The 23,533-nt window shown below is 59.8% G+C and carries 26 protein-coding genes; 14 read left to right on the top strand and 12 right to left on the bottom strand.

What is annotated here, in order from left to right:
• The first annotated feature begins 40 nt into the window (after nucleotides 1-40).
• The 3 genes from ACB042_RS18640 (at nucleotide 41) to ACB042_RS18630 (ending at nucleotide 3,446) form a co-directional block, all read left to right on the top strand.
• Nucleotides 41-1,681: a sensor domain-containing diguanylate cyclase gene (locus ACB042_RS18640; RefSeq protein WP_129503277.1), complete on the top strand. Its 1,641-nt coding sequence runs from the start codon at nucleotides 41-43 to the stop codon at nucleotides 1,679-1,681.
• 4 nt (nucleotides 1,682-1,685) lie between these two features.
• On the top strand, nucleotides 1,686-2,789 hold the full coding sequence (locus ACB042_RS18635; RefSeq protein WP_371178903.1) for an EAL and HDOD domain-containing protein: 1,104 nt from the start codon (nucleotides 1,686-1,688) through the stop codon (nucleotides 2,787-2,789).
• Between the two features lie 66 nt (nucleotides 2,790-2,855).
• Nucleotides 2,856-3,446 carry an HAD family hydrolase gene (locus ACB042_RS18630; protein ID WP_371178902.1) on the top strand — a complete coding sequence of 197 codons (591 nt, stop codon included), beginning with the start codon at nucleotides 2,856-2,858 and terminating at the stop codon, nucleotides 3,444-3,446.
• Nucleotides 3,447-3,578: 132 nt separating this feature from the next.
• Here ACB042_RS18630 and hfq read toward each other — a convergent pair whose 3' ends face one another.
• On the bottom strand, nucleotides 3,579-3,938 hold the full coding sequence (gene hfq / locus ACB042_RS18625) for an RNA chaperone Hfq (RefSeq protein WP_005335772.1): 360 nt from the start codon (nucleotides 3,936-3,938) through the stop codon (nucleotides 3,579-3,581).
• 176 nt (nucleotides 3,939-4,114) lie between these two features.
• Here hfq and ACB042_RS18620 point away from each other — a divergent pair, with 176 nt between their 5' ends.
• The 3 genes from ACB042_RS18620 to ACB042_RS18610 are packed head-to-tail and all read left to right on the top strand — an operon-like array spanning nucleotide 4,115 to nucleotide 7,594.
• Nucleotides 4,115-5,386 (top strand): PqiA/YebS family transporter subunit, encoded by a 1,272-nt coding sequence (locus tag ACB042_RS18620; RefSeq protein ID WP_371178901.1) that lies wholly within the window; start codon nucleotides 4,115-4,117, stop codon nucleotides 5,384-5,386.
• Entirely contained in the window at nucleotides 5,379-7,028 is a 1,650-nt protein-coding gene (gene pqiB / locus ACB042_RS18615) for an intermembrane transport protein PqiB (RefSeq protein ID WP_259585028.1), read from the top strand. The genes ACB042_RS18620 and pqiB overlap by 8 nt, the downstream gene beginning before the upstream one ends.
• Nucleotides 7,025-7,594 (top strand): membrane integrity-associated transporter subunit PqiC, encoded by a 570-nt coding sequence (locus ACB042_RS18610; RefSeq protein ID WP_040066980.1) that lies wholly within the window; start codon nucleotides 7,025-7,027, stop codon nucleotides 7,592-7,594. The genes pqiB and ACB042_RS18610 overlap by 4 nt, the downstream gene beginning before the upstream one ends.
• Nucleotides 7,595-7,807: 213 nt before the next feature.
• On the opposite strand, the gene ACB042_RS18605 is transcribed toward ACB042_RS18610, so the two are convergent.
• The gene (locus ACB042_RS18605; RefSeq protein ID WP_371178900.1) at nucleotides 7,808-8,389 is read right to left on the bottom strand and encodes a YjaG family protein; all 582 of its coding nucleotides are present in this window, start codon (nucleotides 8,387-8,389) and stop codon (nucleotides 7,808-7,810) included.
• Between the two features lie 162 nt (nucleotides 8,390-8,551).
• Between ACB042_RS18605 and ACB042_RS18600 the strand changes: the two genes are divergently transcribed.
• Nucleotides 8,552-9,496 carry a D-2-hydroxyacid dehydrogenase gene (locus ACB042_RS18600; protein ID WP_371178899.1) on the top strand — a complete coding sequence of 315 codons (945 nt, stop codon included), beginning with the start codon at nucleotides 8,552-8,554 and terminating at the stop codon, nucleotides 9,494-9,496.
• Between the two features lie 71 nt (nucleotides 9,497-9,567).
• Here the strand turns inward: ACB042_RS18600 and mepM are convergent, their stop codons facing one another.
• Nucleotides 9,568-10,905 carry a murein DD-endopeptidase MepM gene (mepM, locus tag ACB042_RS18595; RefSeq protein WP_201937909.1) on the bottom strand — a complete coding sequence of 446 codons (1,338 nt, stop codon included), beginning with the start codon at nucleotides 10,903-10,905 and terminating at the stop codon, nucleotides 9,568-9,570.
• A gap of 260 nt (nucleotides 10,906-11,165) precedes the next feature.
• Here mepM and ACB042_RS18590 point away from each other — a divergent pair, with 260 nt between their 5' ends.
• Together ACB042_RS18590 and ACB042_RS18585 are read left to right on the top strand one after the other, a co-directional pair.
• Nucleotides 11,166-12,464, top strand: coding sequence for a LapD/MoxY N-terminal periplasmic domain-containing protein (locus ACB042_RS18590; protein WP_201937908.1), 1,299 nt, complete (start codon nucleotides 11,166-11,168; stop codon nucleotides 12,462-12,464).
• Nucleotides 12,461-13,402 carry a TAXI family TRAP transporter solute-binding subunit gene (locus ACB042_RS18585; RefSeq protein WP_371178898.1) on the top strand — a complete coding sequence of 314 codons (942 nt, stop codon included), beginning with the start codon at nucleotides 12,461-12,463 and terminating at the stop codon, nucleotides 13,400-13,402. Before ACB042_RS18590 ends, ACB042_RS18585 begins: the two co-directional genes overlap by 4 nt.
• Here the strand turns inward: ACB042_RS18585 and ACB042_RS18580 are convergent.
• On the bottom strand, nucleotides 13,397-14,071 hold the full coding sequence (locus ACB042_RS18580) for a transglutaminase-like cysteine peptidase (RefSeq protein ID WP_005335848.1): 675 nt from the start codon (nucleotides 14,069-14,071) through the stop codon (nucleotides 13,397-13,399). The two genes, ACB042_RS18585 and ACB042_RS18580, sit on opposite strands and share 6 nt — an antisense overlap.
• 67 nt (nucleotides 14,072-14,138) lie before the next feature.
• The gene (znuA, locus tag ACB042_RS18575; RefSeq protein ID WP_371178897.1) at nucleotides 14,139-15,071 is read right to left on the bottom strand and encodes a zinc ABC transporter substrate-binding protein ZnuA; all 933 of its coding nucleotides are present in this window, start codon (nucleotides 15,069-15,071) and stop codon (nucleotides 14,139-14,141) included.
• A 93-nt stretch (nucleotides 15,072-15,164) separates the two neighbouring features.
• On the opposite strand from znuA, the gene znuC reads away from it, so the two are divergent.
• Nucleotides 15,165-15,938, top strand: coding sequence for a zinc ABC transporter ATP-binding protein ZnuC (gene znuC / locus ACB042_RS18570; RefSeq protein WP_088868438.1), 774 nt, complete (start codon nucleotides 15,165-15,167; stop codon nucleotides 15,936-15,938).
• A gap of 24 nt (nucleotides 15,939-15,962) precedes the next feature.
• The gene (gene znuB, locus ACB042_RS18565; RefSeq protein WP_005354863.1) at nucleotides 15,963-16,742 is read left to right on the top strand and encodes a zinc ABC transporter permease subunit ZnuB; all 780 of its coding nucleotides are present in this window, start codon (nucleotides 15,963-15,965) and stop codon (nucleotides 16,740-16,742) included.
• A gap of 9 nt (nucleotides 16,743-16,751) precedes the next feature.
• Here the strand turns inward: znuB and ACB042_RS18560 are convergent, their stop codons facing one another.
• Complete coding sequence (locus ACB042_RS18560) at nucleotides 16,752-17,642, bottom strand: LysR substrate-binding domain-containing protein (protein WP_088868437.1); 891 nt, start codon at nucleotides 17,640-17,642, stop codon at nucleotides 16,752-16,754.
• A 91-nt stretch (nucleotides 17,643-17,733) separates the two neighbouring features.
• Between ACB042_RS18560 and ACB042_RS18555 the strand changes: the two genes are divergently transcribed.
• The gene (locus tag ACB042_RS18555) at nucleotides 17,734-18,591 is read left to right on the top strand and encodes a DMT family transporter (protein WP_371178896.1); all 858 of its coding nucleotides are present in this window, start codon (nucleotides 17,734-17,736) and stop codon (nucleotides 18,589-18,591) included.
• A 3-nt stretch (nucleotides 18,592-18,594) separates the two neighbouring features.
• Here ACB042_RS18555 and ACB042_RS18550 read toward each other — a convergent pair whose 3' ends face one another.
• Complete coding sequence (locus ACB042_RS18550) at nucleotides 18,595-19,182, bottom strand: uracil-DNA glycosylase family protein (protein WP_371178895.1); 588 nt, start codon at nucleotides 19,180-19,182, stop codon at nucleotides 18,595-18,597.
• A gap of 99 nt (nucleotides 19,183-19,281) precedes the next feature.
• Between ACB042_RS18550 and rarD the strand changes: the two genes are divergently transcribed.
• A complete protein-coding gene (gene rarD / locus ACB042_RS18545) occupies nucleotides 19,282-20,172 on the top strand; it encodes an EamA family transporter RarD (protein WP_371178894.1) in 891 nt (296 codons plus the stop codon).
• On the opposite strand, the gene ACB042_RS18540 is transcribed toward rarD, so the two are convergent.
• Entirely contained in the window at nucleotides 20,154-20,888 is a 735-nt protein-coding gene (locus ACB042_RS18540; RefSeq protein ID WP_005363058.1) for an ABC transporter substrate-binding protein, read from the bottom strand. The two genes, rarD and ACB042_RS18540, sit on opposite strands and share 19 nt — an antisense overlap.
• A 44-nt stretch (nucleotides 20,889-20,932) precedes the next feature.
• Here ACB042_RS18540 and ACB042_RS18535 point away from each other — a divergent pair, with 44 nt between their 5' ends.
• On the top strand, nucleotides 20,933-21,277 hold the full coding sequence (locus ACB042_RS18535) for a GIY-YIG nuclease family protein (protein WP_371178893.1): 345 nt from the start codon (nucleotides 20,933-20,935) through the stop codon (nucleotides 21,275-21,277).
• A 90-nt stretch (nucleotides 21,278-21,367) separates the two neighbouring features.
• On the opposite strand, the gene pspG is transcribed toward ACB042_RS18535, so the two are convergent.
• The 4 genes from pspG to ACB042_RS18515 all read right to left on the bottom strand — a co-directional run bounded on the left by pspG (nucleotide 21,368) and on the right by ACB042_RS18515 (nucleotide 23,445).
• Complete coding sequence (gene pspG, locus ACB042_RS18530) at nucleotides 21,368-21,586, bottom strand: envelope stress response protein PspG (protein ID WP_005335871.1); 219 nt, start codon at nucleotides 21,584-21,586, stop codon at nucleotides 21,368-21,370.
• A 48-nt stretch (nucleotides 21,587-21,634) separates the two neighbouring features.
• Complete coding sequence (locus tag ACB042_RS18525; protein ID WP_005335873.1) at nucleotides 21,635-21,841, bottom strand: PspC domain-containing protein; 207 nt, start codon at nucleotides 21,839-21,841, stop codon at nucleotides 21,635-21,637.
• A 2-nt stretch (nucleotides 21,842-21,843) separates the two neighbouring features.
• Nucleotides 21,844-22,506, bottom strand: coding sequence for a phage shock protein PspA (gene pspA / locus ACB042_RS18520; protein ID WP_371178892.1), 663 nt, complete (start codon nucleotides 22,504-22,506; stop codon nucleotides 21,844-21,846).
• A gap of 210 nt (nucleotides 22,507-22,716) precedes the next feature.
• Entirely contained in the window at nucleotides 22,717-23,445 is a 729-nt protein-coding gene (locus ACB042_RS18515) for a 1-acylglycerol-3-phosphate O-acyltransferase (protein WP_371178891.1), read from the bottom strand.
• Between the last annotated feature and the right edge of the window lie 88 nt (nucleotides 23,446-23,533).

The raw sequence follows: 23,533 nt of genomic DNA, 5'->3' as shown, positions 1-23,533 counted from the left end.
ATGTCTATACTCGCTTGGGTACAATCCAAGGGATATTGGTATGCAGGAATGGGACCCGGAACACTTCACCAACTTCGCTCAGTTATGCGAAGTGAGCCTCGCCACCATCCGTGAAAAGACCGATGCCGAACGCCTCTACCTCTGGCTGAAAGCCCCCGAACCGCAGCTCTACAGTTTTCAGCTCGATCACGGACTGACCACGCTTGATCTCGCCCATCTCGGTCAACTGACCCTGCCCCACCACCTGATCGACAAGGCGATGGAGAAGGGACAACTGGTGATCGAGCAGCTCCAAGCACCGCCTGATCCCGGCGAAAATGTGGAGCCCGCCCAGCCGCAGTTACGCGCCTGTTTCCCTCTCAAGCGTCACATGAAACTGGAAGGGGTCATCTATCTGGAGACCCGCCGCCGCATCGACCGCCTCTCCTCCCACCAGCGTCAGGGTATCCAGCTCCTTATTCACTATCTGACGGCCGAGCTCAGCAATCACCTGCTCTCCAGCCAGGTCAATCAGGAGCGGGACCAGCGGCTCCATACCCAGACCGATCTGGTACAGAGTCAGGCACTGCAGGGCTCCTTCCTCACCATGTTGCAGGCGCTGCACATGGTCAGCGTCACCCTCTCCCGCAGTCGCAGCGAGAACGATTTGCTGCGGGATGCCGTGCTGCTGGCCCGCAAGGAGCTGCAGTTCGATCGGGTCGCCATCTTCCTGATCGAACCCGATGGCAAGACCATGCGCGGCACCTGGGGCACCAGCGAGGAGGGCGAGCTTATGGATGAACACAACTTCATCAGCCCCATTCCGGATCACCCGACAGTGCAAGAGGCACTCAGGCGCAAGGATTACGTGCTGGTGATGGAAGATACCCCCCTCTACTACGAGAAGCAGCAGGTGGGCCGTGGCTGGAACGCCATGGTATCGCTATGGGATGGCACCACCCCCATCGGCTGGATCGCCGCCGACAACCTGCTCTGGCACCGGCCGCTCAAGGCCTATCAGAGCGAGATCTTCAAACAGTACGCCGCCATTCTGTCACAACTGCTGATCCGCCAGCGTACTCAGGAGCAGCTGGAAACCCTCAACCGCCAGCTGGAGGCCCGGGTCGCCGAGCGCACCATGCAGCTGGCCGAGACCAACCGTGCGCTGGAGGAGGCCAATCACCGCCTCTCCCTGCTGTCGCTGGAAGATCCCCTCACCGGCATCGCCAACCGGCGCCAGTGGGACATCACCATGCAGCGGGAGTGGGAGTGGGCACGACGCACCCAGAACCTGCTGGCGGTATTGATGATCGACGTCGACGAGTTCAAGGCCTACAACGACCACTTCGGCCATGCCAAGGGGGATCTCTGCCTGCAACAGGTGGCCCATGTGCTGCGGGATGCAGAGCGGCGCTGTACCAATCTGGTCGCCCGTTACGGCGGGGAGGAGTTCGTCATTCTGCTCTGCGCCCCCCAACCCGGTGAGGCCGAACAGCTGGCCGGGCGGATCCACGATGGTCTTGCCCGCTTGAAAATGCCCCATCCCGCCTCGCGGGTTGCTGATTTCATTACGGTTAGCATAGGCTTTAGCTATCTGGTTCCCTCCCAGGACGGAGCATGGCAGACCCTGACCGAACAGGCTGACCAGGCGCTCTACCACGCCAAGTCACAAGGGAGGGCCCGCACTCTGGCCTATCGGTGATCCCATGCTGTTGCGTCGCTACCCCATCTTCAATCGTCGCCTGGCTCTGGTGGCCTACGGCATCGACTATCAGCTCAGTTCACCGGCCGAATGGCCTTCACTGGCGCAACATTGCCGCCTGCTGGCGCAGGGGCGTCAATATCTGGTGCCCTTCACCCACGAACAGCTCGATGAACAGCGTCCCCTGCTGCTGGATCAGGACGCGATCCCGCTGGTTGAAGCCTCCAGCGAACGCCAGCCCAACTCGTTCCCGGTGCTGGAGCAGTGGCGTGACAGCCGGCGCAGACTGGCGGTGCATGGCGCCAACCGGGATCCACGCTGGCTCGGCGCCAGCCGCCTGCTGGTGTACTGGATGGGGGAAGAGGGGATCTGCCAGCCCACCGAGCACAAGCGGATGGCGCTGAACATCGAAACCTGGGCGGATTTTCTCCCGCTGCGGGAGTCGGGGGTCGACTTCTTTGCCGGCGGCTTTCTCGCCCGTCCCGAGCTGGTCAATCAGCGGGCTAACCAGCCCGATATGGCGCTGGTACAGCAGATCCTCCAGCTCATCTGCCACGAAGAGTTCTCCTTCGCCCAGGTAGCCCGCCTGCTGGAGCAGGATGCCTGGCTGCCCGGCCTGCTGCTCACCTACGTCAACGCCCCCGGCTTCGATCATGCCGCCCCCATCACCTCGGTGCCCCGCGCCCTCTCCTATCTGGGGGAGCAGGAGATCCGCAAGTTCGTGCTGATCAACGGTCTGGCCCGGGTAAGCCAGCACATGCCGGAGGCCTGCACCCGCATGGCAATCGCCCGCGGCCGCTTCTGCGAGTTGATTGCCCTCACCGCCCTCGGTAAAGCGGAGGCAAGCTGGGCGTTTCTGGTGGGACTGGTGCTCGATGGATCTCTGCTGTCTGAGCCGTTGATGGCCCACCTGCCCAAGAGCGTGCAGCGCGCCATCGAACAGCACGAAGGGCCACTCTTTCATCTGTTTCAGCTGGTCAGCACCTATGAACAGGGCAACTGGGCCCTGCTGGAACAGCTTGCCCCCAAATATCAACTCGATCCGGCCCAGCTCACCCCCGTCTATTTTCAGTCACAAATGTGGGGGCAAGCGTTTCTCACCAGCTAGGTGATGGCGAGGCGGGGAGCCACTGGCTAGAATGGGCTCCCTTTTTTCAGAGACAGACCCCGCACCATGACCCTTTCCGGATTCCAAGGCCTGGTCTTTGACCTTGATGGCACCCTGGTCGACTCCATGCCGCTGCACCTCGCCGCTTGGGAACATACCGCCCGCGAGTTTGGCTTTCACTTCGACGCCGACTGGTTCTATGAACTGGGTGGCATGCCGAGCCGCAAGATAGCCCTGCTGGTCGCACAGGAGCAGCAGATCCCCCTCGATCCCCTCGAAGTCACCCGCTGCAAGACCGCCCACTATGTGGCCAACCTGCACAAGGCGACCGTCTTTCCCGCCATGCAGGCGCTGGTCGAGCGCTATCATGGCGTCATCCCGATGGGGATCGGCACCAGCTCGCCCCGCGTCAACGCCGAAGCGGTGCTGCGCAACACCGGGCTGGATCGCTACTTCTCCGTGGTAGTCACCGCAGACGATGTGGAGCTGCACAAGCCCAATCCGGACACCTTCCTGCTGGTCGCCAGCAAGCTGGGCGTCGAGCCATCAGGCTGTCTGGTGTTTGAAGATACCGGTATCGGGGTACAGGCCGGAGAAGCGGCGGGTATGCAGACCTGCATGGTCAAAGAAGGCAAACCGGTCGGCATAACGGCGTAGTGCGGAAAAAAATATCGCCCTGCAAGGGGCGATAACCGGAACCGGCTCTCATACGGGACATGAATGAAAATGAGAGCAGGTTCCGTCAGCCGCTGACGCAGGGCGCGTCAACGGGGAGTGCGGGGCAGACGATTACTCGTTGTTGCCGCCGCCCTGATTGTCATCATAACGACCCGGCGCACCGTGGGGGCGCGGCGCCATGGAGACACGCGGCTTGCGAGCACGCTGGATATTCACCTGCGGACGGCCGGTGTGCATGGCGATGGTGGAGATCTTGGCCTTGTAGACCAGCTGCTGGTTACCATGAGCATCGGTCAGCAGCACGCTGTACTGGTCGAACCCGCTGATGGTGCCTTCCAGCTTGATGCCGCTCACCAGAAAAATAGCGACCTGACTGCGGTTCTTGCGCAACCAGTTGAGGGCAGAATCTTGCCCGTTCCCGAGGGAGAAGGCTTGCTCAATCGTGGAGTAGCTGGGGGATTCAGTTGTCATAAATTATTGTCCCGCGGAAAAAAAGTGGCGTTTGATTGTGCTAAATGGGCACTGGCTTGTCAAAGTCATTCTCACTCCCCCCAGCAATAGCGGCCTCCGGGGGCTGGTCGCTGACCAGCACAACTGCGATAATCGCCAGCTCTGGCTCTACCACGGGCCTTATCTGGGGTTTTATCTTGCATCCGGTTTCACACCAACACCACACCACCTATGTCCATGATGCCACTGCCTGCGAAGAGTGTGACCTGCTGATACCGGCCACACCGCTCGAGGTGGGACAGGCCAGCTGCTGCCCCCGTTGCGGACACACCCTGAGTCGCCACCTGCCACAACAGGAGTTGCGGCCGATCTCCTACGGGTTCGCGGCACTTATCATGTTCGTGCTCGCCAATGCCTTTACCTTTATGTCCTTCTCGGCCAAAGGGGTGGGTCAGGAGATGACCTTTTTGCAGAGCATCACCACCCTGGTGGATGAGGGCTATCTGTTTCTCGGCGCGGTACTGAGCCTGACCCTGATCGGCCTGCCGCTGGTTTATATGGGCTCCATCATGCTGGTGCTGTGGCGGATCGATAAAGATCTGCACAGCAATGCCCTGCGCTCCCTCGGCCGTCTGCTCTGCCGGATCAAACCCTGGCTGATGGTGGATGTCTTTCTGGTGGGGGTGCTCATCTCGCTGGTCAAGCTGATGGGGATGGCCGACATCAAGATGGGGCTGTCATTCTGGGCTTTCGTCGGTTACACGGTGCTGCTCATCAAGATGATCTCCTCGCTGGATCAGATGTGGCTGTGGCAGCGGCTGTTCGGCCCAACCGAGTCACGGGAGATCGACCCGGAAGCGGGCGCGCTGGAGTCCGGTCTGGTGGGCTGCCATGTCTGTGGCGCCCTGAGCGAGGTGGGTAGCCACAGCTGCTCCCGCTGCGGCGGCAAGCTGCATGCCCGCAAGCCGGGCGGCCTCAACCGTACCTGGGCGCTGCTGTTTACCTCCGCCATCCTCTACATTCCGGCCAACGTCTATCCCATCATGGATACAGTGTTCCTCGGTGATGACAGCCCCTCCACCATCCTCGGCGGTGTGGTGCTGCTCTGGGCCATGGGCTCCTACCCCATAGCGGCGGTGATCTTTTTCGCCAGCGTGGTGGTGCCGCTGGTGAAAATACTGGCGCTATTCTGGCTTTGCTATATGGTGCAGCGCGGCAATGTCACCTCCCCCCTTGGCAAGCTCAAACTCTATCGCATGACCGAATTTGTCGGACGCTGGTCGATGATCGACGTCTTCGTGGTGGCCATTCTGGCGGGCCTGATCCGGCTCGACAATCTGATGACCATCTACCCCGGCCCTGCGGCCGTCGCATTTGCAGGTGTGGTGCTGATCACCATGGTCGCCGCCATGAGTTTCGACTCTCGCCTGATCTGGGATTTACAACAAGGAGAACGCGAACGTGAGTGAGCGTAAAAAAAGGTGGAAACCGGGCTCTGACTTTCTGAGCTCTGCCGCCGCAATCTGGATGGTGCCCTTGCTGGCGCTGTTCATCGGTCTCTGGATGCTGTTCCAGCACTGGTACTCCCAGGGCCCGAGTTTCACCCTGACAGTCGCCACTGCCGAGGGCATAGTCGCTGGCAAGACGGTGATCCGTTCCCGCGAAGTGGACGTCGGCCGCATCGAGGCCGTCGAGCTGAGCGATGACTATAGCCATGCGGTGCTGAAAGGACGGCTGACCAATGCCGCCTCCGGCATGCTGCGCGGTGACAGCCAGTTCTGGGTGGTCAAACCCAGAGTGGGCCGTGAAGGAGTATCGGGTCTGAGCACCCTGCTCTCCGGCGCCTATATCGAGCTCGCCCCCGGCAAGAAAGGTCGGGCGCGGGACGAATACGCCATGCTCGACAAACCGCCGCTCGCCTCCCTCGATGCCAAGGGGCTGCGTCTCACCCTCAGTAGTCGCGACACCCGCGCGCTGGGAGAAGGCTCCCCCATCAACTATCAGGGCTTCACCATAGGTCAGGTGGAAGAGGCGAAGTTCCTGCCGGAAAAGAGCGAGATGCAGTATCAAATCTTCATCCACGCCCCCTATGACATTCTGGTGAGCAGCAACTCCCGCTTCTGGATGACCCCGGGCTTCGAGGTCTCCATGAGCAGCGAGGGGATGAAGGTGAAGATGGATTCGCTGGAGAGCCTGATCGATGGCGGCATCACCATGGGTCTGCCACCCGGCTGGGCGCCTGGCGAACCGGTCAAACAGATGGAAGGGTTCACCCTGTTCCAGGATGAGGCGAGCGTGCTGGCCGGTAGTCTGGATCAGTTCATCGACTACGTCTTCCTGTTCGATGACAACGTGGGTGGCCTGCACCCGGGCGCGGCGGTGCAGTATCGCGGCATCCGGGTCGGTACCGTCATCTCCGCCCCCTACCTCATCGAGGACAAGGGCGTGCAGATCTTCAAGAGCCGCCAGATCCCGGTGCTGGCTCGCATCGAGGTACAGCGCCTCTCCCACCGCTATGCCAAGGCGGAGAAGGATCAGTGGCGTGCCCTGTTCGGCAAGCAGTTCAAGGAGGGGTTGCGTGCCAGCCTCAAGACCTCGAGCCTGCTGACCGGCGGCAAGATCATCGATCTCAACTTCTATCCGGACGCGCCACGTTTCGAGCAGGCCAAGCTGGCCGGTTATCAGGTCTTCCCCACAGTGCCGGGTGGGTTGGATCAGATCGAGCGCAAGGTGAACCTCATCCTCGACAAGTTTGTCGACATGGACATGGCGACCACCCTGACCAAGGTCAACGGGTCACTCACCACCCTGGATGGCACCCTGAAGAACATCAGTGCAGTCAGCGCCAACCTGAACAAGCTCACTGCCAAGGATTCCACCCAGCAGTTGCCGGCCTCGCTCAACGAGAGCCTCAAGCAGTTGCAGGAGACCTTGCAGGCCTATGATGCCCAGTCGCAGACCAATCAGGACCTGCGTCAGTCGGTGCAGACCCTCAATCAGTTGATGCGCGAACTGCAGCCGCTGGTGCACTCCCTCAACGAGCAGCCCAGCTCGCTGATCTTCGATCGCGCGCATCCATCGGACCCTGAGCCCAAGCGAGGCAAACAATGAAAAAAGAGATCCTGACGCTGGCCCTGCTGGGCCTGCTGGCGGGTTGCAGCAGCCAGCCAAGCCTGCACTACTACTCGCTCGATGCCGACAACCAGCAACCCGTAACGGCACCGGCCCAACCGCAGCACCAGCTGGTGCTGCGCCCGGTGGCGCTGGCCAGCCAGCTCGACCGGATCAGTCTGGTCTATCAGCTGGAAGGACAAGAGCTTCACTTCACCGAGTACCATCGCTGGGCCGGTGCGCTGGACGATCAACTCAACCAGCTCACCCTCAATGGCCTCTCCACCCGCCTGCCGGGCTGGGTGGTACGGCAGGATGGCGCCCGCAAGGGGCCGGTGCTGACCATTCTGGTGGAGCGCTTTCAGGGCCGTCATGACGGCAGCGCCGTGCTGAGCGGCCGCTGGCGTCTGCTGGCAGAAGATGGCACAGTGCTGCGCGATGCCCCCTTCCGTCAGGAGCGAGTACTGCCGGCCGATGGCTACAACGCACTGGTGAACGAACTGGGTCAGGGCTGGCAACAGCTGCTCGACCAGATCGCTGCCGAGGTGCGCCAGAGCGCCAGCTAATCGCCCATCCGCCGATTGCAGAGATAAAAAAACGACGCCAGCTGGCATAAAGCCCGTCATGCCAGTCAATCTATCGCCTGTGCAATAAAAATAAAAAATCCGAAACCAAATCAATTGGTTTCGGATTTTTTCACACTAGACAATCCCCAAAACAACTTGTTCGAGGCGCACTTACCCGAATGGGAGCTTTTTTCGATCAGGGGCCGCAGAGGATTACTCTTCCAGGCTGATCCCGATATTGGAGACGCCACCCTGAGAGGCGAATGCTCTGATGGCCAGGATACGATCGCTGTCGCGCTCATGAGCAACCCGCTTGAGCAGCTCGACCTGGAACTCCAGCTCGGCTTCCATGTACTCGTGCTCGTAGAGCTCTTCTTCGGTCAGATCCCGCTCTTCCAGCAGCTCGATAAAACCGGCCACGGTACCGACTGAGGCATGACTGGCATCGTTGGCCTCTTCACCAACCCGGCAGATCACCGAGTTATAGGCACAGCCCAGCGCAACACAGGCATCCAGCGCGGGATAGGCTCCGTAGGATTCAAACTTGCGGGGATCCGGAATGTGAGACTCAAACTCTTCGAGAATGGCACCCAGATTGACCCGGGATCCCTTGACGGTGAGGTAGACCCACATCTGATCCAGCGCATGCCGGAAAGCGCCAGCATTGCCAAAGCCGGAAGCCTGACAGAACAGGGCATAGTTGGGGTACATGCGCTCTGCCAGCGCCAGGGTGTAGACGGTCTGTTGCCAAGGCTGTAGCTCGGCCAGTCGCTTATAAAACTTGTCACCAAACACTGGAGTCGGATCCTTTGCAAAATGTGGGGCAGATTGTAGCCCACGAGGGGCGCGGCGAAAACGAAAAAGCGCCCTGGTCGGCTATGTTGCGATATGAAGTCAGGTAAGATGGGTCGAGAGCGGCATCTTGTTGCGCCGCAAATTCTGATAAGGAACAAGAGTATGAGCCAACGTACCCTTCTTTTGCTCAGCCAGGATAATGCTCACTACGAACGGCTGCTCAAGGCCGCCAATCTCCCCCATCTGCGCATTCTACGAGCCGATAACCAGAGCGATGCCGAGAAGCTGATCGGCGAAGCCCATATTCTGATGGCCGAACCGGCCCGCGCCAAACCGCTGCTGCCCAAAGCCAACAAGCTGAGCTGGTTCCAGTCCACCTATGCGGGAGTCGATGTGCTGCTCGACCCTGACAGTCGCCGTGATTATCAGCTCACCAATGTGCGCGGCATCTTCGGCCCGCTGATGAGCGAGTATGTCTTTGGTCATCTGCTCAGCCTGATGCGCCAAATCCCCATTTATCGGGAGCAGCAGAAACAGCGGCTGTGGCAGAGTCACCCCTATCAGGGCCTCAAGGGGCGCACCATGCTGATCCTGGGGACCGGCAGCATTGGCCAGCATATTGCCCACACCGGCAAACATTTTGGCATGAAGGTGCTGGGCATCAGCCGCAGCGGTCGGGAGCGGGCCGGGTTTGATCAGGTTTATCAGCTACCCGCGCTCAACAAGATGCTGGCGCAGGCCGATGTCATCGTCAGCGTGCTGCCAGCCACCCGCGATACCCGTCATCTGTTCAATGCCGCCCGCTTCGAACACTGCAAACCGGGCGCCATCCTGTTCAACGTCGGTCGTGGCAGCGCCGTACACTCGGACGATTTGCTCACCGCACTGCGTACCGGCAAGCTGGCGATGGCGGTGCTGGATGTGTTCGAGCAGGAGCCGCTGCCCGCCGACAGTCCACTCTGGGGCCAACCCAACCTCATCGTCACCCCCCACAACAGCGCCTACAGCTTCCCGGATGATGTAGCCCAGATCTTTGTGCGCAACTACATCCGCTTTATCGATGGCCAACCACTGGATGGCAAAATCGACTTCGACAAGGGTTACTAACCCTCACAGCGCATGTAAAAAGGCCCCGCCAATCTGGCGGGGCCTTTCATTTCAGGCTGTGACAACAGGTATCAACCCGCAGCCAGCTCCTTGCGATAGCTCTTCACCTTGGCAAGGAACTGACGACGCTCCTTGCCGCTCAGGGGTTCAGCCATCGGCAGCTTGGCGGTCATGGCATTGACCGGGCGGCTGTTGATCCGCAGCTCGTAGTGCAGGTGAGCACCGGTCGAGCGACCAGTATTGCCGGAGAGGCCGATCTTGTCGCCCATCTTCACTCGCTGACCGGTTTTGACCAGCAGCTTGCTCAGGTGCAGATAACGGGTAGAGAGAGTACGGCCATGTTTGATGACGATATAAGTGCCCGCCAGCGGGTGGCTGGTTGCCTTCTGGACGATACCATCACCGGTCGCCAGCACTGGCGTGCCCACCGGCACCGCAAAGTCGGTGCCCTCGTGAGGACGCACCATACCGGTTACCGGATGTTTGCGCGCCGGGTTGAAATTGGAGCTGATCCGATAGCGGCTGTGGGTCGGGTAGCGGCGGAATCCGCGCTCCAGACTGTTGCCCTGACCGTCGTAATAGTTGCCGTCATCGGAGAGCCAGGCCGACACCGTCTTGCCCTGGCTGGTCACTTCCACACCCAGCAGCTGGCTGTTGCCAGTGCTCTTGCCTTCCACCGTCTCCTGGCGTACCAGCACTTTGAACTTGTCGCCCTTCTGCAGATCCTTGGCGAAATTCATCCGCCACTGGAACAGGTTGGCAATTTTCTGGATATGGTTGGCCGGAATCCCCGCATTGCGGGCACTGACATAGAAGCTGCCGTTGATCACGCCGTTGTAACGCTGCGGTTGCCACTCAACCTTCTCATTGATCATGGAGGCGGTATAGGCATCGTCGCTGCGCGCCATCACCAGCGTCTGCTTGATGTTCAGGCGGATTTTGAGTTGCTGCAGGATGTTGTCCTGATCGATCAGCAGCTCGATATTCTGGCCCGGCTTGAGGCGCGCCAGATAGTTCTTGTTGTCCGCGTCCAGCACCTTGTAGAGGGTGGTGGTGGAGAGACCGAGATTGTTAAAAATAGCGGTCAGGTTTTCGCCGTTGCGGACCCGGTAATCCTGCCACTGGGGGGTGGTGTCGACCGGGATGTCGTCATCCGGCGCACTCTGATCAACCAGTTCGTGATCGGGAATTTCGTTAAAGTCGGTGTTGTTTTCGTTGGTTGCCGTACCGGCGGTATCAATGGGCAACTCAAGACGCAGCGGCCGCTCGAGGATGTCACCCGGAGCTGGCAATAATGCCACTGCTGACAGGGTCATGGCCGTCAGCATCAGCATGGCGTAAAAGTGTTTGCGGGGAACCGGTGGTTCCCAATTGGCAGCCTGTACTACCAAGGGACGGAGACGTTTCATCCGCTATCCTGTATTTAGATCTAAAGAGTGTGAGTTGCGATATCTGTTGTGACAAAACCGTATAAAACTGTTTGTTGGACACAAATAGTTACAAATAGTTCATCACAATCTGCATGAACCTCACATTTTATGCATAACCTGCCCGGATGGGCAGAAATGATCGTCTTTTTTAACCATTTTTTCCTATTTTTAAGAACCGGGTCGGATTCGCTACGGAATAGAAACCCAAAATGTTGCGATAACTTTTCCATGGAGTGGATATGTCGTTAGCAAAACTGTTAATCAGAATAATTGTCGTCCTGTTCCTGATCGGTGCAGCGCTGCTGTTTGCACTGGAAGTCACGACGGTCCGCCAATCCATCCTCGACCAGATGTCAGCCAACCTGGAAACCGCCATCACCGCTCTCGGGCTAGTGCTGCAAGGAACCCTGCTTAATGACGACAATGTGCTGGCCGAGACCATCGTTAATGCCATGTTTGATGGCGGTTTCGTCAGCTCGGTCATTCTGGTGGATCCGGATGGTCAGGTACTGTTTCAGAAGGCATTCCACTCTACCCAACAAAATGTCCCCGGCTGGCTTCCCTCGGTTATCGGCATGCCCCCCGTCAAAATTGAGCAAGAGTTGACCGATGGCTGGCGCATGCTGGGCACTCTGACCCTTGAGGGGCATAGCGGCTACGCCTATCAGCATCTGTGGAATGCCATCAGTCGCACCGGTCTGGCGCTGCTGGCGGGCCTCGTCGTATTTACCCTGATCATCTCCCTGGTGTGCAAACGCCTGCTGCAGCCCCTGGAGCAGATCAACCTGCAGCTGATCCGTATCCGCAAACACCAGTTCAACAGCACCCTGCCCACTCCCTGGTTGCAAGACCTCAAAGAAGTGGCACTTTCCATCAACCAATTGGTTTCCGAACGCAAACGGGATCTGCTGCAACAACGACTCAAGATCACCCAGCTGGGAAAACAGCTGCCACTGACGACCCCACAGCCGCTGCAAGGAGTGAGCCCGCTGCCGGAAGGCGGGCAACTGCAAAAATTTGTCTCCACACAAGGGGAGATCGCGCTCTATCAGCGTTTCTTGCCCAGTCAGCCCCTCGGTGCCGACAGCGATCTCGTAACCATCCAGAGCGCCCTGCAACAGTGGCAGCACTCTCATATAGAAGGGATCTTGCTGCCCCTCTCCCTGCTCAATCACCCGCAATGGTCCGAGATCACCCCTCTGCTAAGCCAGGGCCACGGCAAAACACTGGATTGGCGCTGGGATGTGGTCACCTTTCCCGCCCACGGCCAAGCCACATTGGCTGCGTTGCAGGAACAGGGGTGTGAGCTCGCCTTCAGCGCCATTCCCCTCAATGCGGATACTTTCAATCAACTTGACCCGCTCAATCCCATCTTTATCAGCTGTCAGCTGACCGATGCGCCGCTCTACTGGAATCTGCTCTCCCAAACCATGCATGCCGCCGGTTATACCCTGCTGGCAGAATCGGGAGAGTGTCGCGACATCGACAAACTGCGGACCTGGGGTATCGATGGTTATGCCAAGGAGGCGCAATCATGAAGAAGCTCGCCATGCTGTTGCCCCTGCTGTGGCAACCCGGCCTGATGGCTGAAACCGTCACTATCACCACCGGGGGTGAGCAGGGGATTTATCACCAGATAACCAAAGAGTTTTGCCGTCTGGCCCATGAGGTCGATGAGCAACTTGCGTGCACATTGCAGAGCTCATCGGGTTCAATAGAAAACCTGAAGCGGCTGAAGAGTGGCGAGACCTCCTACGCCATGGTGCAGTCAGACTGGCTATATCAGGCAAACCAGGGCTTGGGCCCTTTTGCCACGCAGCCGCAACCTGAGCTGCGCGCCCTGTTTGCCACCCATGCCGAGCCCTTCACCATAGTGATCCGTGCCGATGGCGATATCACTTCACTGGAACAGCTCAAGCTCGCCCCCATCGACATGGGGTTGAAGAACTCGGGAACCCTCCAGACGGCGCTGGCTCTGTTCAACATCTTGGGAGCGAAAGAGCAGGATCTCGATCTGAAAAGCATGGCCAACCTGCCGGATGCGCTCTGCAGCAAGCAGATCGACGCATTTGCACTGGTGATGGGACACCCTAACCGGATTGTGCTCGACACCGCCAAACGTTGCGCAGTCAGCTTCCTCCCCATCGATGGGGCCACCCGTGATCAGCTACTCAAGGGGGTCAAATATTACCAACGTAGTCAGGTGCCCGCCCGCATCTACCCCGGCAATCTGAAGGCAACTCCCACCTTTGCCATTGCCGCCACCCTGGTCACCAATGCCACCATGCCGGAAGAGTCTGTCTATCGCCTGACCAAGGCCATGCTGACCCAGCAAACCAAGTTCAATGAGCAAACTTATGGCTACGCCAATATGTTTCACCGGGCAGGCAATAAAACCGGCCCGGTGCTGAGTATTGAGCAGCATCCGGGCGCGGCTAAATATTTCGATGAGTTGAAGGCGGCGGGCAAGCTATAACTGACGACGAGGAGAGCGCAGTTGCTCGCTGGAGAAACGGGTCTTCATCGATGTCCACTGCGCCAACCGATCGGCACTCCCCGCCAGCGTCCCTTCCCGCCGTGACTTCATGATCCAGATGCTTTTGGCATCGAAACTGTAAACGGGAATGAGATCGGTACGCTTGCTGCCCGGCAGGATCCGGCTGTTGATGTTGTCGAGCACCAGTGGGTCAGCCTTGGGTGTCGGGAAGTAGAGCGTCACCATGTGGAACTGGTTGTAACGCACCGCCTTGACGTAGGCCAGCCGCAGCTTCTTCTCATCCACCCCCAGCTCCATCAGGGTGTAGTACTTGGAGATGCTGTAATCCTCGCAATCCCCACCCCGGGCACCGATGAACTCCAGCGGATTGGCCCAGTAATCCTCATCCCCCCACAGCTTGGGATCCTCGCTGTAGGTCAGATTGTTGAAGTAGTTGTTCACCAGCTCGATCTTCTGCTGGTCGGTTGTACCCGCTCTGGGGGTGAGCAGGCGAGAGAATGCCTCGGCCCGCTGGATGGCCCGGCCACCATACACTTCCTGCAGCTTGGCCCGCAGGTCCGGACTGGCAATATATTCGGAAAGACGCGAAGCCTGCACGTTGGCGCAACATAGCGCCAGAGTACAGGCCGGGATCAACAACCATTTCATACCGGACACTCCATGTCAGATGCTGGAGGTCAGTATAGTCCGTCCGGATGAGAGGCTCAGCCGCTGATCAGCGACACTGGGCGAATGCGTCTGCCAGTTGCTGCATGAATTGGGGATAACCATCCGGGCCGAGCGGTACCTGCTCACCCACCTCATCAAGCAACAGCACCTTGGCGCCGGTATTGCGAGCCACCGATTCGATCACAGCCGGTGAGAATTGCGGCTCGGCATAAATGCAGCTCGCCTGCTTCTCTTCCAGCGCCTTGCGAATATCCACCAGGGTCTTGGCGCCCGGGCGACGCTCAGGGCTCACGGTAAAGTGACCCTTTGAACTCATGCCGTAGTGGCGCTCCCAGTAGCCATACGCCTCGTGGAATACAAAGTACCCCTTCTCATTCACCGCCTTCATCTGGCCAGCAATCACCTTGTCTTTGGCATCCACCTTGGTATCAAATGCCGCGAGGTTGGCGTCATAGCGAGCCTGATTGGCCGGATCCAGCTTGCCCAATTCACTTGCGATCGCCTTGGCAATCACTTTGGCCTGCGTCGGGCCAAGCCAGATATGGGGATCGACCCCTTCGTGATGATGTCCCTCATGCCCTTCATCATGGTCACCGTGCCCGTGGGCGGCATGATCGTGATCATCATGGTCATGGGAATCGTGACTATCCTGAGTCGCGTAGTTGAACAGCGGCATCCCCTCAACCTGAGTCAGGGCCAGAGCATGGGGATGGTTGGCCAGCGGCTTGGCCATAAAACCTTCCAGCTCAGGGCCAACCCACACCACCAGATCGGCACTGTTGATGCTGCGAATATCGGACGGACGCAGGGAAAAATCGTGGGGAGAGGCACCGGTCGGCAGCAATACCTTGGGCTCGCTCACCCCGTCAGTGATCGCCGCGGCAATGAAGCCAAGGGGCTTGATGGTGGTCAGTACCTCAATGGCACGAACAGGCAAACTCACCGCCAGCAGGGCAGTGAAAAGCGCAATAATTCTCATTGATGAATCTCGTCAGGGGGTGAGTATGTGATAATATAACAGCCGCTTTTTGTTATATTATAACTCTCACTGGCTGTAAACCCCGGAGTTGTCATGAGCCAACTGGTAGAGCTGAAAGAGGTCTCTCTCTCGTTTGATGGACGCTCTGTGCTCGACAAGGTCTCCTTTACCCTCAATAAAGGCAAAATCACCACACTAGTCGGCCCCAACGGGGCGGGCAAGAGCACCCTGAGCAAGCTGGTGCTGGGTCTGCTCACCCCGGATTCGGGCAAGATCACCCGCAGCCGCGATCTGAGAGTCGGCTATGTGCCACAGCGCCTCTATCTGGATCCCACCCTGCCGCTGACGGTGCGCCGCTTCCTGCAGCTGGGCAAAAATAGCCGCCTCTCCATCGAGGAGGCGCTGGCCCGAGTTGGCGCAGAGGGATTGCTGGAAAACCGGATGCAGAAGCTCTCGGGTGGTGAGATGCAGCGTGTGCTGCTGGCTCGCGCCTTGCTGGTCAAACCCGAGCTGCTGGTGCTGGATGAGCCGGTGCAAGGGGTCGATATCACCGGCCAGATCGAGCTCTACGCCCTGATCGGTCAACTCGCCGCCGAATTTAATTGCGCCGTGCTGATGGTCTCCCACGATCTGCATCTGGTGATGGCCAGCACCCACGAGGTGATCTGCCTCAATCGCCACGTCTGCTGTCATGGCGAGCCGGAAAGCGTGGCCCGCCACCCCGAATTTGCCCGCCTGTTCGGGCGACCGGAGCAGGAGGTGCTGGCGGTCTATACCCACCACCACCACTGCGATGGCGAACACCATCATCATGAACCGCAGGCTCCCGTCATCCGCCTGCCTTCTCGCAACAACACTCACAGCTAATAGCGCAAGCAACAGGACATTCAAGTGGACAGCTTTCTGTTATACGCCCTCGCGGCCGGTCTCGGCATCGCCCTGCTGGCCGGTCCCCTCGGCAGCTTCGTGGTATGGCGCAAGATGGCCTATTTTGGCGACACCCTCTCCCACGCCTGCCTGTTCGGTATCGCGCTGGGCATCCTGCTGCAGGTCGATCTCACCCTGGCGGTAGTGGTCTGCTGCCTCGCCATGGCGATGCTATTGGTGATCATGAGTCGCAACCAGCAGGTGGCCACCGATACCCTGCTCGGCATTCTGGCCCACAGCGCCCTGTCCCTCGGTCTGGTTACCTTGAGTTTTATGGATAACGTGCGGGTGGATCTGATGGCCTACCTGTTTGGCGACCTGCTCTCGGTACAACCGATGGATCTGCTCTGGATCTACGGCGGTGGCGCGCTGGTACTACTCACCCTGTGGCGACTGTGGGATCCCCTGCTCTCCATGACCATCTCGGAAGAGCTGGCACGGGTAGAGGGGATCCGGGTCGATGTGCTGCGCTGCGTATTGATGCTGCTGATCGGGCTGGTGATCGCCGTGGCGATGAAGTTTGTCGGGGCGCTGATCATCACCTCCCTGCTGATCATCCCCGCCGCCACCGCCCGCCGCTTCAGCCAGACGCCGGAGCAGATGGCTGGCTTTGCCGCGCTGATTGGCTGCCTCGCCGTGCTGGGTGGATTGACCCTCTCCTGGTATCAGGACACCCCAGCTGGGCCTTCGGTCGTCGTCTGTGCCACCAGCCTGTTTGTGCTGAGCCAGTTCAAGAGAGCGTAACGGTGCAGGCTAGAGCGGCATGCTCTGGCGTGTCTCCATCATCAGCCACTGGCGCAACCGGCTGATGGCAGGCTCATGAGCCCGCGAGCGCTTGCAGGTGAAGTAGAAGGCATCCCCCGTCTCCAGCTGGTGTACCGGCAAGGCCACCAGCTGGGGATCATCGGGCCGCAGCATGTAATCATTCACGAATGCCACCCCCTGATCCCAGGCTGCCGCCTCCATCGCCAACAGCACATGGCTGAAGTGGTGCATCCGCGCCTCGTCCGGAATCACCAGCCCACCCGCCTTGGCCCAGCGCTGCCAATCCTCCCCCCGCGCCTTGTAGATGGACTGCACCGAAAGCAGCGGCAGCTGCCAGATGGCCTCAGGCCACTCCCCGCTGATCTGCTGCAACAGGCGGCGACTACAGACCGGAAAGAGCCGCTCCTGATAGATAAGATCGTGGCAATAGCCACGCCCGTGGGGTGAGACAGTGATAAAGCAGTCCGCCACTCTATCGGAGAGTTCGGGGTCTTCCGCCACCATCTCCAGACTCAGATCCAGCTCGGGATAGAGCTGGCGCAATCCGGCCAACCGCGGGATCAGCCACTTCACCGCAAACGAGCTGTAGACCGCGAGCCGGACTCGCATCTCGCCGCCCCCGCGCAACTGTTCGCTGCTTTGGGCAATCAGGCTGAGCCCGGCGGCAATCCCTTCGAAGTAGCTCTCCCCCTGGGTTGTCAGCGAGAGCAACCGCCCCTGACGCAGCAGCAAGCGCTCACCCAGAAAATCCTCCAGCAGGCGGATCTGGTGGCTGACCGCACTCTGGCTGACGTTCAATTCAAGGGCGGCGCGGGAGAAGCTGAGCAGCCGGGCCACTACCTCGAAATATTGCACCGCACGCAGAGGAGGAAGCTTCATTATCTAAATATCTCATGAGTGGTCATTTTTTATCATTTTACTGGATATCAACCGGCACGCTACCCTCCGCTCATCTGAAGTGGGAGGTGGTATGAATGCAGTAGGGATCGGCATCCTTTATCTGGTGCTGGGCAATATGGTGGCGGTTTTTTCCGATGCGCTGGTCAAGGTGCTGGAGCCGGATCAGCCCATCTTCCAGTTTGTCTTTTTCCGCCAGCTCTCGGCCGCCATTCTGCTGATGCCCTGGCTGCTCTGGTCATGGCGCCGCAACCCGCCGGTGGCCATCAAGTGGCACCTGCTGCGGGCTCATATCTGGGCGGTCGGGGTCTGCCTGATGGTAGTGGCCCTCACCCGCTTGCCGCTCGCCACTGCCAATGCCCTCTTCTATGCTGCCCCCCTGATGATGGTGCCGCTGGCGGTGTGGATGGCGGGGGAAGCGATCTCGCGCCAGAAGGTGCTGACCGCTGTTATCGGGTTTATCGGGGTACTGATCGTGCTGCGCCCCACCGAAGTGAACTGGGCCGCACTGGCGGCGCTCGGGGTGGCGCTGTCGATGGCGCTCAACAACCTGCTGATCAAGCGGATCCCGCTCAAGCAGCCCATCGCCCAGACCCTGTTTTTCACCAACGTGCTGAGCATGCCCTTTATCCTGGCGCTGGCATTGTGGGAAAGGGGCGACTGGCAGTGGCAGATGTGGTGGCCCGCCTTCGGATCTTCGGCGCTGATCATGGTCTACGCAGGATTGTGCGTGGTGGCCTATCGCAAGGCGGAGGCGAGCAAGATCGCCTCGGCGGAGTACACCGGTCTGCTGATGGCGGTGGCCATCGGGGTGTGGCTGTTTGACGAGCAGCCCGGTCTGCCGCTGCTGCTGGGCTGTATCTGCATCGTCCTGCCGCTCATCGCCATGGCGCGCAGCAAGCCAAAACCGCTGGCCGAGCCAGCGCTCTAATACTCAGGGTCTCCCCAGAAACGGGGCGACCCTTTGCTGCAGATGGGGGACGATCTCCTGCTCGAACCAGGGATTCTTCCTGAACCAGAGGGTGTTGCGCGGGGAGGGATGCGGCAACGGCAGCCAGCCGGGGCCATAATCGGCCCAGTTGCGCACCGTTTCGGTGAGCGACCCCTTGGCCGCCCCCCGCAGGTAGTAGGCCTGTGCATACTGGCCGATCAGCAGGGTCAGTTCGATATTGGGCAACAGCATCAATACCTTGTCGTGCCAGGTGGGCGCACATTCGGGGCGCGGTGGCAGATCGCCGGATTTTCCCCTGCCGGGATAGCAGAGGCCCATCGGCATGATGGCAATGCGGGATTGGTCGTAAAAGGTGGCCTTATCGACACCAAGCCACTGGCGCAGCCGGTCACCGGAGGGGTCATCCCACGGGATACCGCTGGCATGCACCCGGGTGCCGGGCGCCTGACCGATGATCAGCAAGCGGGCACTCTCGGCCCCGCGGATCACCGGACGAGGCCCCAGCGGCAGATGAGCCTCGCACAGACGGCAGGCCCTGATTTGCTCAAACAACTTATCGATTCGCTGCATGACGTTGATAGTACCAGCATTTCCCTGTTTTCCCTCTTGTGGAAACAGGGCGCGCCCCCTACTATCGCCATGGGCGTTTAATTTAATAAACGGACAATAATGAAAAACTGGCTAGGTACCGGCACCGCGACCCTCTCCTTCATCCTGTGGGGGATGCTACCGCTCTATTATCAATTCATGCCCGAGGTCAACATGTGGGAGCTGATCTCCCACCGGGTGCTCTGGTCTGTGGTGCTGCTGGGCGCCCTGTTTTTGCTGCTTGGCCACAAGGTGCCTTGGGCACAACTGCGCAGCGAGCCGCGCCAGCTCGGCCTCATTCTGCTGGCGGGCCCCGTCATGTCCATCAGCTGGTGCATGTTCACCTGGTGCCTCACTACCGGGCAGGTGCTGACCACCAGCCTCGCCTTCTTTATGACCCCGCTGTTCAATATCGTATTCGCCGTCATCTTCCTCAAAGAGCGACTCACCCCGCAAAAGCATCTGGCGGTCGCCCTGGCGCTGGCGGGGCTCGCCTACATGCTCTTCTGCTACGGCCAACTCCCCTGGTTCTCCCTCATCATGGGGGCCAACTTCGCCTGCTACGGCCTTATCAAGAAGAAGATCCACTACGACACCGGCTCCAGCCTCTATCTGGAAGCCATGGTGCAACTGCCCGTCGCGCTGATCATCATCGGCACGCTGGCGTGGCACGGGGAAGGGGCATTCGTGAACGGGGAGCTGGCTGACAAGCTGCTGCTGATGGGCAGTGCGCCCGCTACTCTGCTGCCGGTGGGGCTGTTCTGCTACGCGGTGGCGAGAACCCGGATGAGCACGGTGGGGCTGCTGCAATATATCGAGCCCAGCCTCGCCTTCCTGCTCGCCATCTACTGGTTTGGTGAGGCGCCGGACCCTATCAAGGCTGTCGGTTTCGCCTTTGTCTGGGCTGGTCTGCTGGTGAGCCTGTTACCGCTGCACCGGCTCAAGCGCCGCCCTCAGGGCGTACCGCGATAGGACTCCAACACCTTGTGCCAGCGGGGATCTCTGTCCATCTGCTCGGCGATGTCGTTGAGGGTGGCATGCAGCTCGGGGCGGGATTTGGGCAGCAGGATATGGCGGGTATAGCTGGATTGGGGGAAGGGTGAGATAAACAGCTTGCCCTGATAGTGCTGTGCGTCGATGAAAAAGCCCAGCGATGAACCACTTACCAGCGTCACATCGATGCGGCCGCGCACCAGCAGCTCAAGATTGGTCTTCACCTTCTTGGCATCCTGACGCACCAGCTCCCCGCGGCCAGCCGCATCATCGATCCCCTGATAGCGGTAGCCCTCCACCCCGCCAAACACCAGCCCCTTGAGGGAGTCAGGCCCGCGATAGGTGACCGGGTTGTCAATGTTCGAGACCAGCTCGTTGGTGTCGCGCATCACCGGAAAGGTCCAGAGATAGCGCTCGCGGTGGGGATCCCCCACCCAGGCCGGATTGACCCAGACCACCAGACCGTCAAAGTCAGGATCTGCCATCTCCAGCGCCAGCCGGGCGCGATTGACCAGCCAAAGCTCGATTCTGGGTTCACCCCCCAGCTTTTCATTGAGATACTTGACCAGCTCGCGGCTCAGTCCTGCATCCACTCCGGTGTTGAAGGGGGGATGCTGATGGTAATCGTAGAGACGGATCGTCTCCCCCAGAGCCGGGACCGACAACAGTAACCACAACCAAAACCAGACTCTCATCGCACCTCCTTGAGCTGCCTCTGAGTTTGGCACAGAGAATTTGAATGAGAGAACCCGCGACCACCACTCCAGCGCCGCAACCATCCGCCCCTTCCCGCTGGTCTGTCTATATGGTGCGTACCGCCACCGGCCTGCTCTATACCGGGATCAGCACGGATCCGCTGCGCCGTCTTCGTCAGCACCAGAGTGGCAAGGGCGCTCGCGCCCTGCGCGGCAAGGGGCCACTGACGCTGGCGTGGCAACAGGAAGTCGGCGAGAAGGGGGCGGCTCTGCGCATCGAATATCGCCTCAAGCAGCAGCCGAAATCCTTCAAGGAGCAGCTGACCTACAGCCCGGCACTCTGGCAGAGCTGGAGCCCCCAGTGGTTACCCGCAGCCACCCAGCCTTGAGGACGACAGGCAAAAAAAGGCCACTCGATGAGTGGCCGGAAAGGGGAAATCAGGGAGCATCACACAACGTCTTGCACAACCTCAGGCGGGTTAGAGGTAGGTATTGGAACGCTTGCTGCGGTTGCTGATCAGCCAGCAAACCGCCAGCACCAGCAGCAACCAGGGGGCCAGCTTGATGATCAGAGCAAGCATGCCGCCCAGCGCCCCAAGCAGCACGAATAGACCGCTCACCAGCAACATGGCTACCAGGGTAAAACCGGTCAGTGCCATGACCAGCAGCACCACCAGCAAGATGAAAAATTCCAGCATAACTTGCTCCTTATCAGTACTTTGTCTGCCGGCTGATCAACCCTTCGGTCAATCCAGCCAGCGCTTCAATTCATAACGGGGCGGCATCACCAGCACCGCCAGCAGATAGGCGGCCAGTGCCAGCGGCGGCATCAGGATCAGGGCGAGCAGTGCCACCACCCGCACTGTGACTCTGGAGACCCCCAACCGCCTGGCAATACCGGCGCAGACCCCGGTCAGCTTGCGATGCACCAGATCCTTGGGCCAGGGGCTCATGATTACGCCTCCGCCTTCTGGCCTTTGAGGCGAGCCAGCTCGCGCTCGATCTCGTCATTGAGCTCCAGCTCGCGGAACTGTGCCTCCAGCGAGGGATTCTGCCCCAAGGTGGCCGCCTCCAGCTGGGCTTCCAGCTGATCGACCCGGCCCTGAAAACCGTCAAAGCGCGCCATCAGCTCATGCATACGCTGGTTGTCCACCTGAGCGCGGGCCCGAATGCGGCTGTGGGCTGTCTGCTCGCGCAGGGTCAGCAGTTTCTGCTTCTCGCGGGCCTCGGTCAGCTTGGCCGCCAGTCGCTCGCTGTCGGCGGTGAGCTGAGCCAACACCTCGGCCACCCGGGCCTTGTCCTGCTCCAGCTGTTCACATTTTTTGGCCTCCGCCAGCTTCTCGGTGAGGGCTGCGCGGGCCAGATCCTCACGTCCCTTCTGGATGGCGAGCTCGGCCTTGGCCGACCACTCCAGGATCTGCGCCTGCAACGCCTGCTGGTGACGCTCCAGCTGTTTCTGTTCGGCAATCACGCGGGCGGCCTGGGTACGCATCTCGACCTGCACCTGCTCCATCTCTTCGATCATCAGGCGCAGCATCTTCTCCGGCTCTTCACTCTTGTCGAGCAGGCTGTGCAGGTTGGCATTAATCACGTCGGTCAGTCGGCTGAATACGCTCATGGTCTGGCTCCTTGTTGATGGGATGGCTATCTCTTCCCATAGCATTACAAGAGCCGTGCCAAGAAAAATTATTGTTGTTTTACATATAGATGGGAATTTACTGAGGAAATTCAAGATGGGCTTGTTGGTGAGAATAGCCAACCTGGTGGTGATTTTTACCAACAAAAAAGGGAGCCTGTGGCTCCCTTGTCGATTCGTCTGCGATATCCGTCAGGCGGCGTGGCTGTGGGCCAGCTTGCGGTCCAGTTCGGTCAGCTTGGCCTCCATCCGGGCGCGGCAGGTGTCGGAGAGATCGCGAATGCCGCTGGCACCATGCTCCTTGCTGCAGACCGGTGCCATCACTTCCACCAGCACTTCGCCGTTGTCCCAGCGATTGAGGTCGACCTGACCGAAGTAGCTGGAGCAGACGATGGGCACCACGGGCACTTCAGCCTGTACCGCAGTGTGGAAAGCGCCCGCCTTGAACGGCAGCAGGCCACGCCCCTGGGAGCGGGTCCCTTCCGGGAACATCCAGATGGAGGTGCCGCGGTTCTTGATGCGATCCACCACCTGACCTATGGTGCCAATGGCACGGGAGCGGTTGGAGCGGTCGATCAGCACGTTGCCGGAGAGCCAGAAGATAAGGCCGAACAGCGGCAGCCAGAGCAGGCTCTTTTTGCCCACTGCCACCACACCGGGCTGCACAGCACCGGTCACGGTGAAGATGTCGAAGTTGCTCTGGTGGTTGCAGACGTAGACCGCCGGGCCGACCGATTTGACCTCGTCGGCCACCGTCACCTTGACTCGCAGCCCGATTAGCGGGCAGACCGCGTGATACATGCGGGCGAAGACATAGACGTTGTTGGGATGGCGCGGACGAACCAGACAGAGCAGCAGGCCGAACAGGAACCAGAAAATGAGCAGCAGACCAAGCAGCAGCACACGGGCAATTTTGAGCATCGAACACCTCGAGTTTTAACTCGGCGCAGTATACTGATCCCCCTTTTAGCGAACAAGCGTTCGCCAAACAGAACCGACCACCCTCCCC

This window comes from Aeromonas sp. S13(2024) (genome assembly GCF_041402405.1).
Classification (GTDB): Bacteria; Pseudomonadota; Gammaproteobacteria; order Enterobacterales; family Aeromonadaceae; genus Aeromonas; species Aeromonas veronii.
The sequence above is the reverse complement of the archived record's forward strand: the minus strand, read 5'-3'. Positions and strand labels throughout refer to the sequence as shown.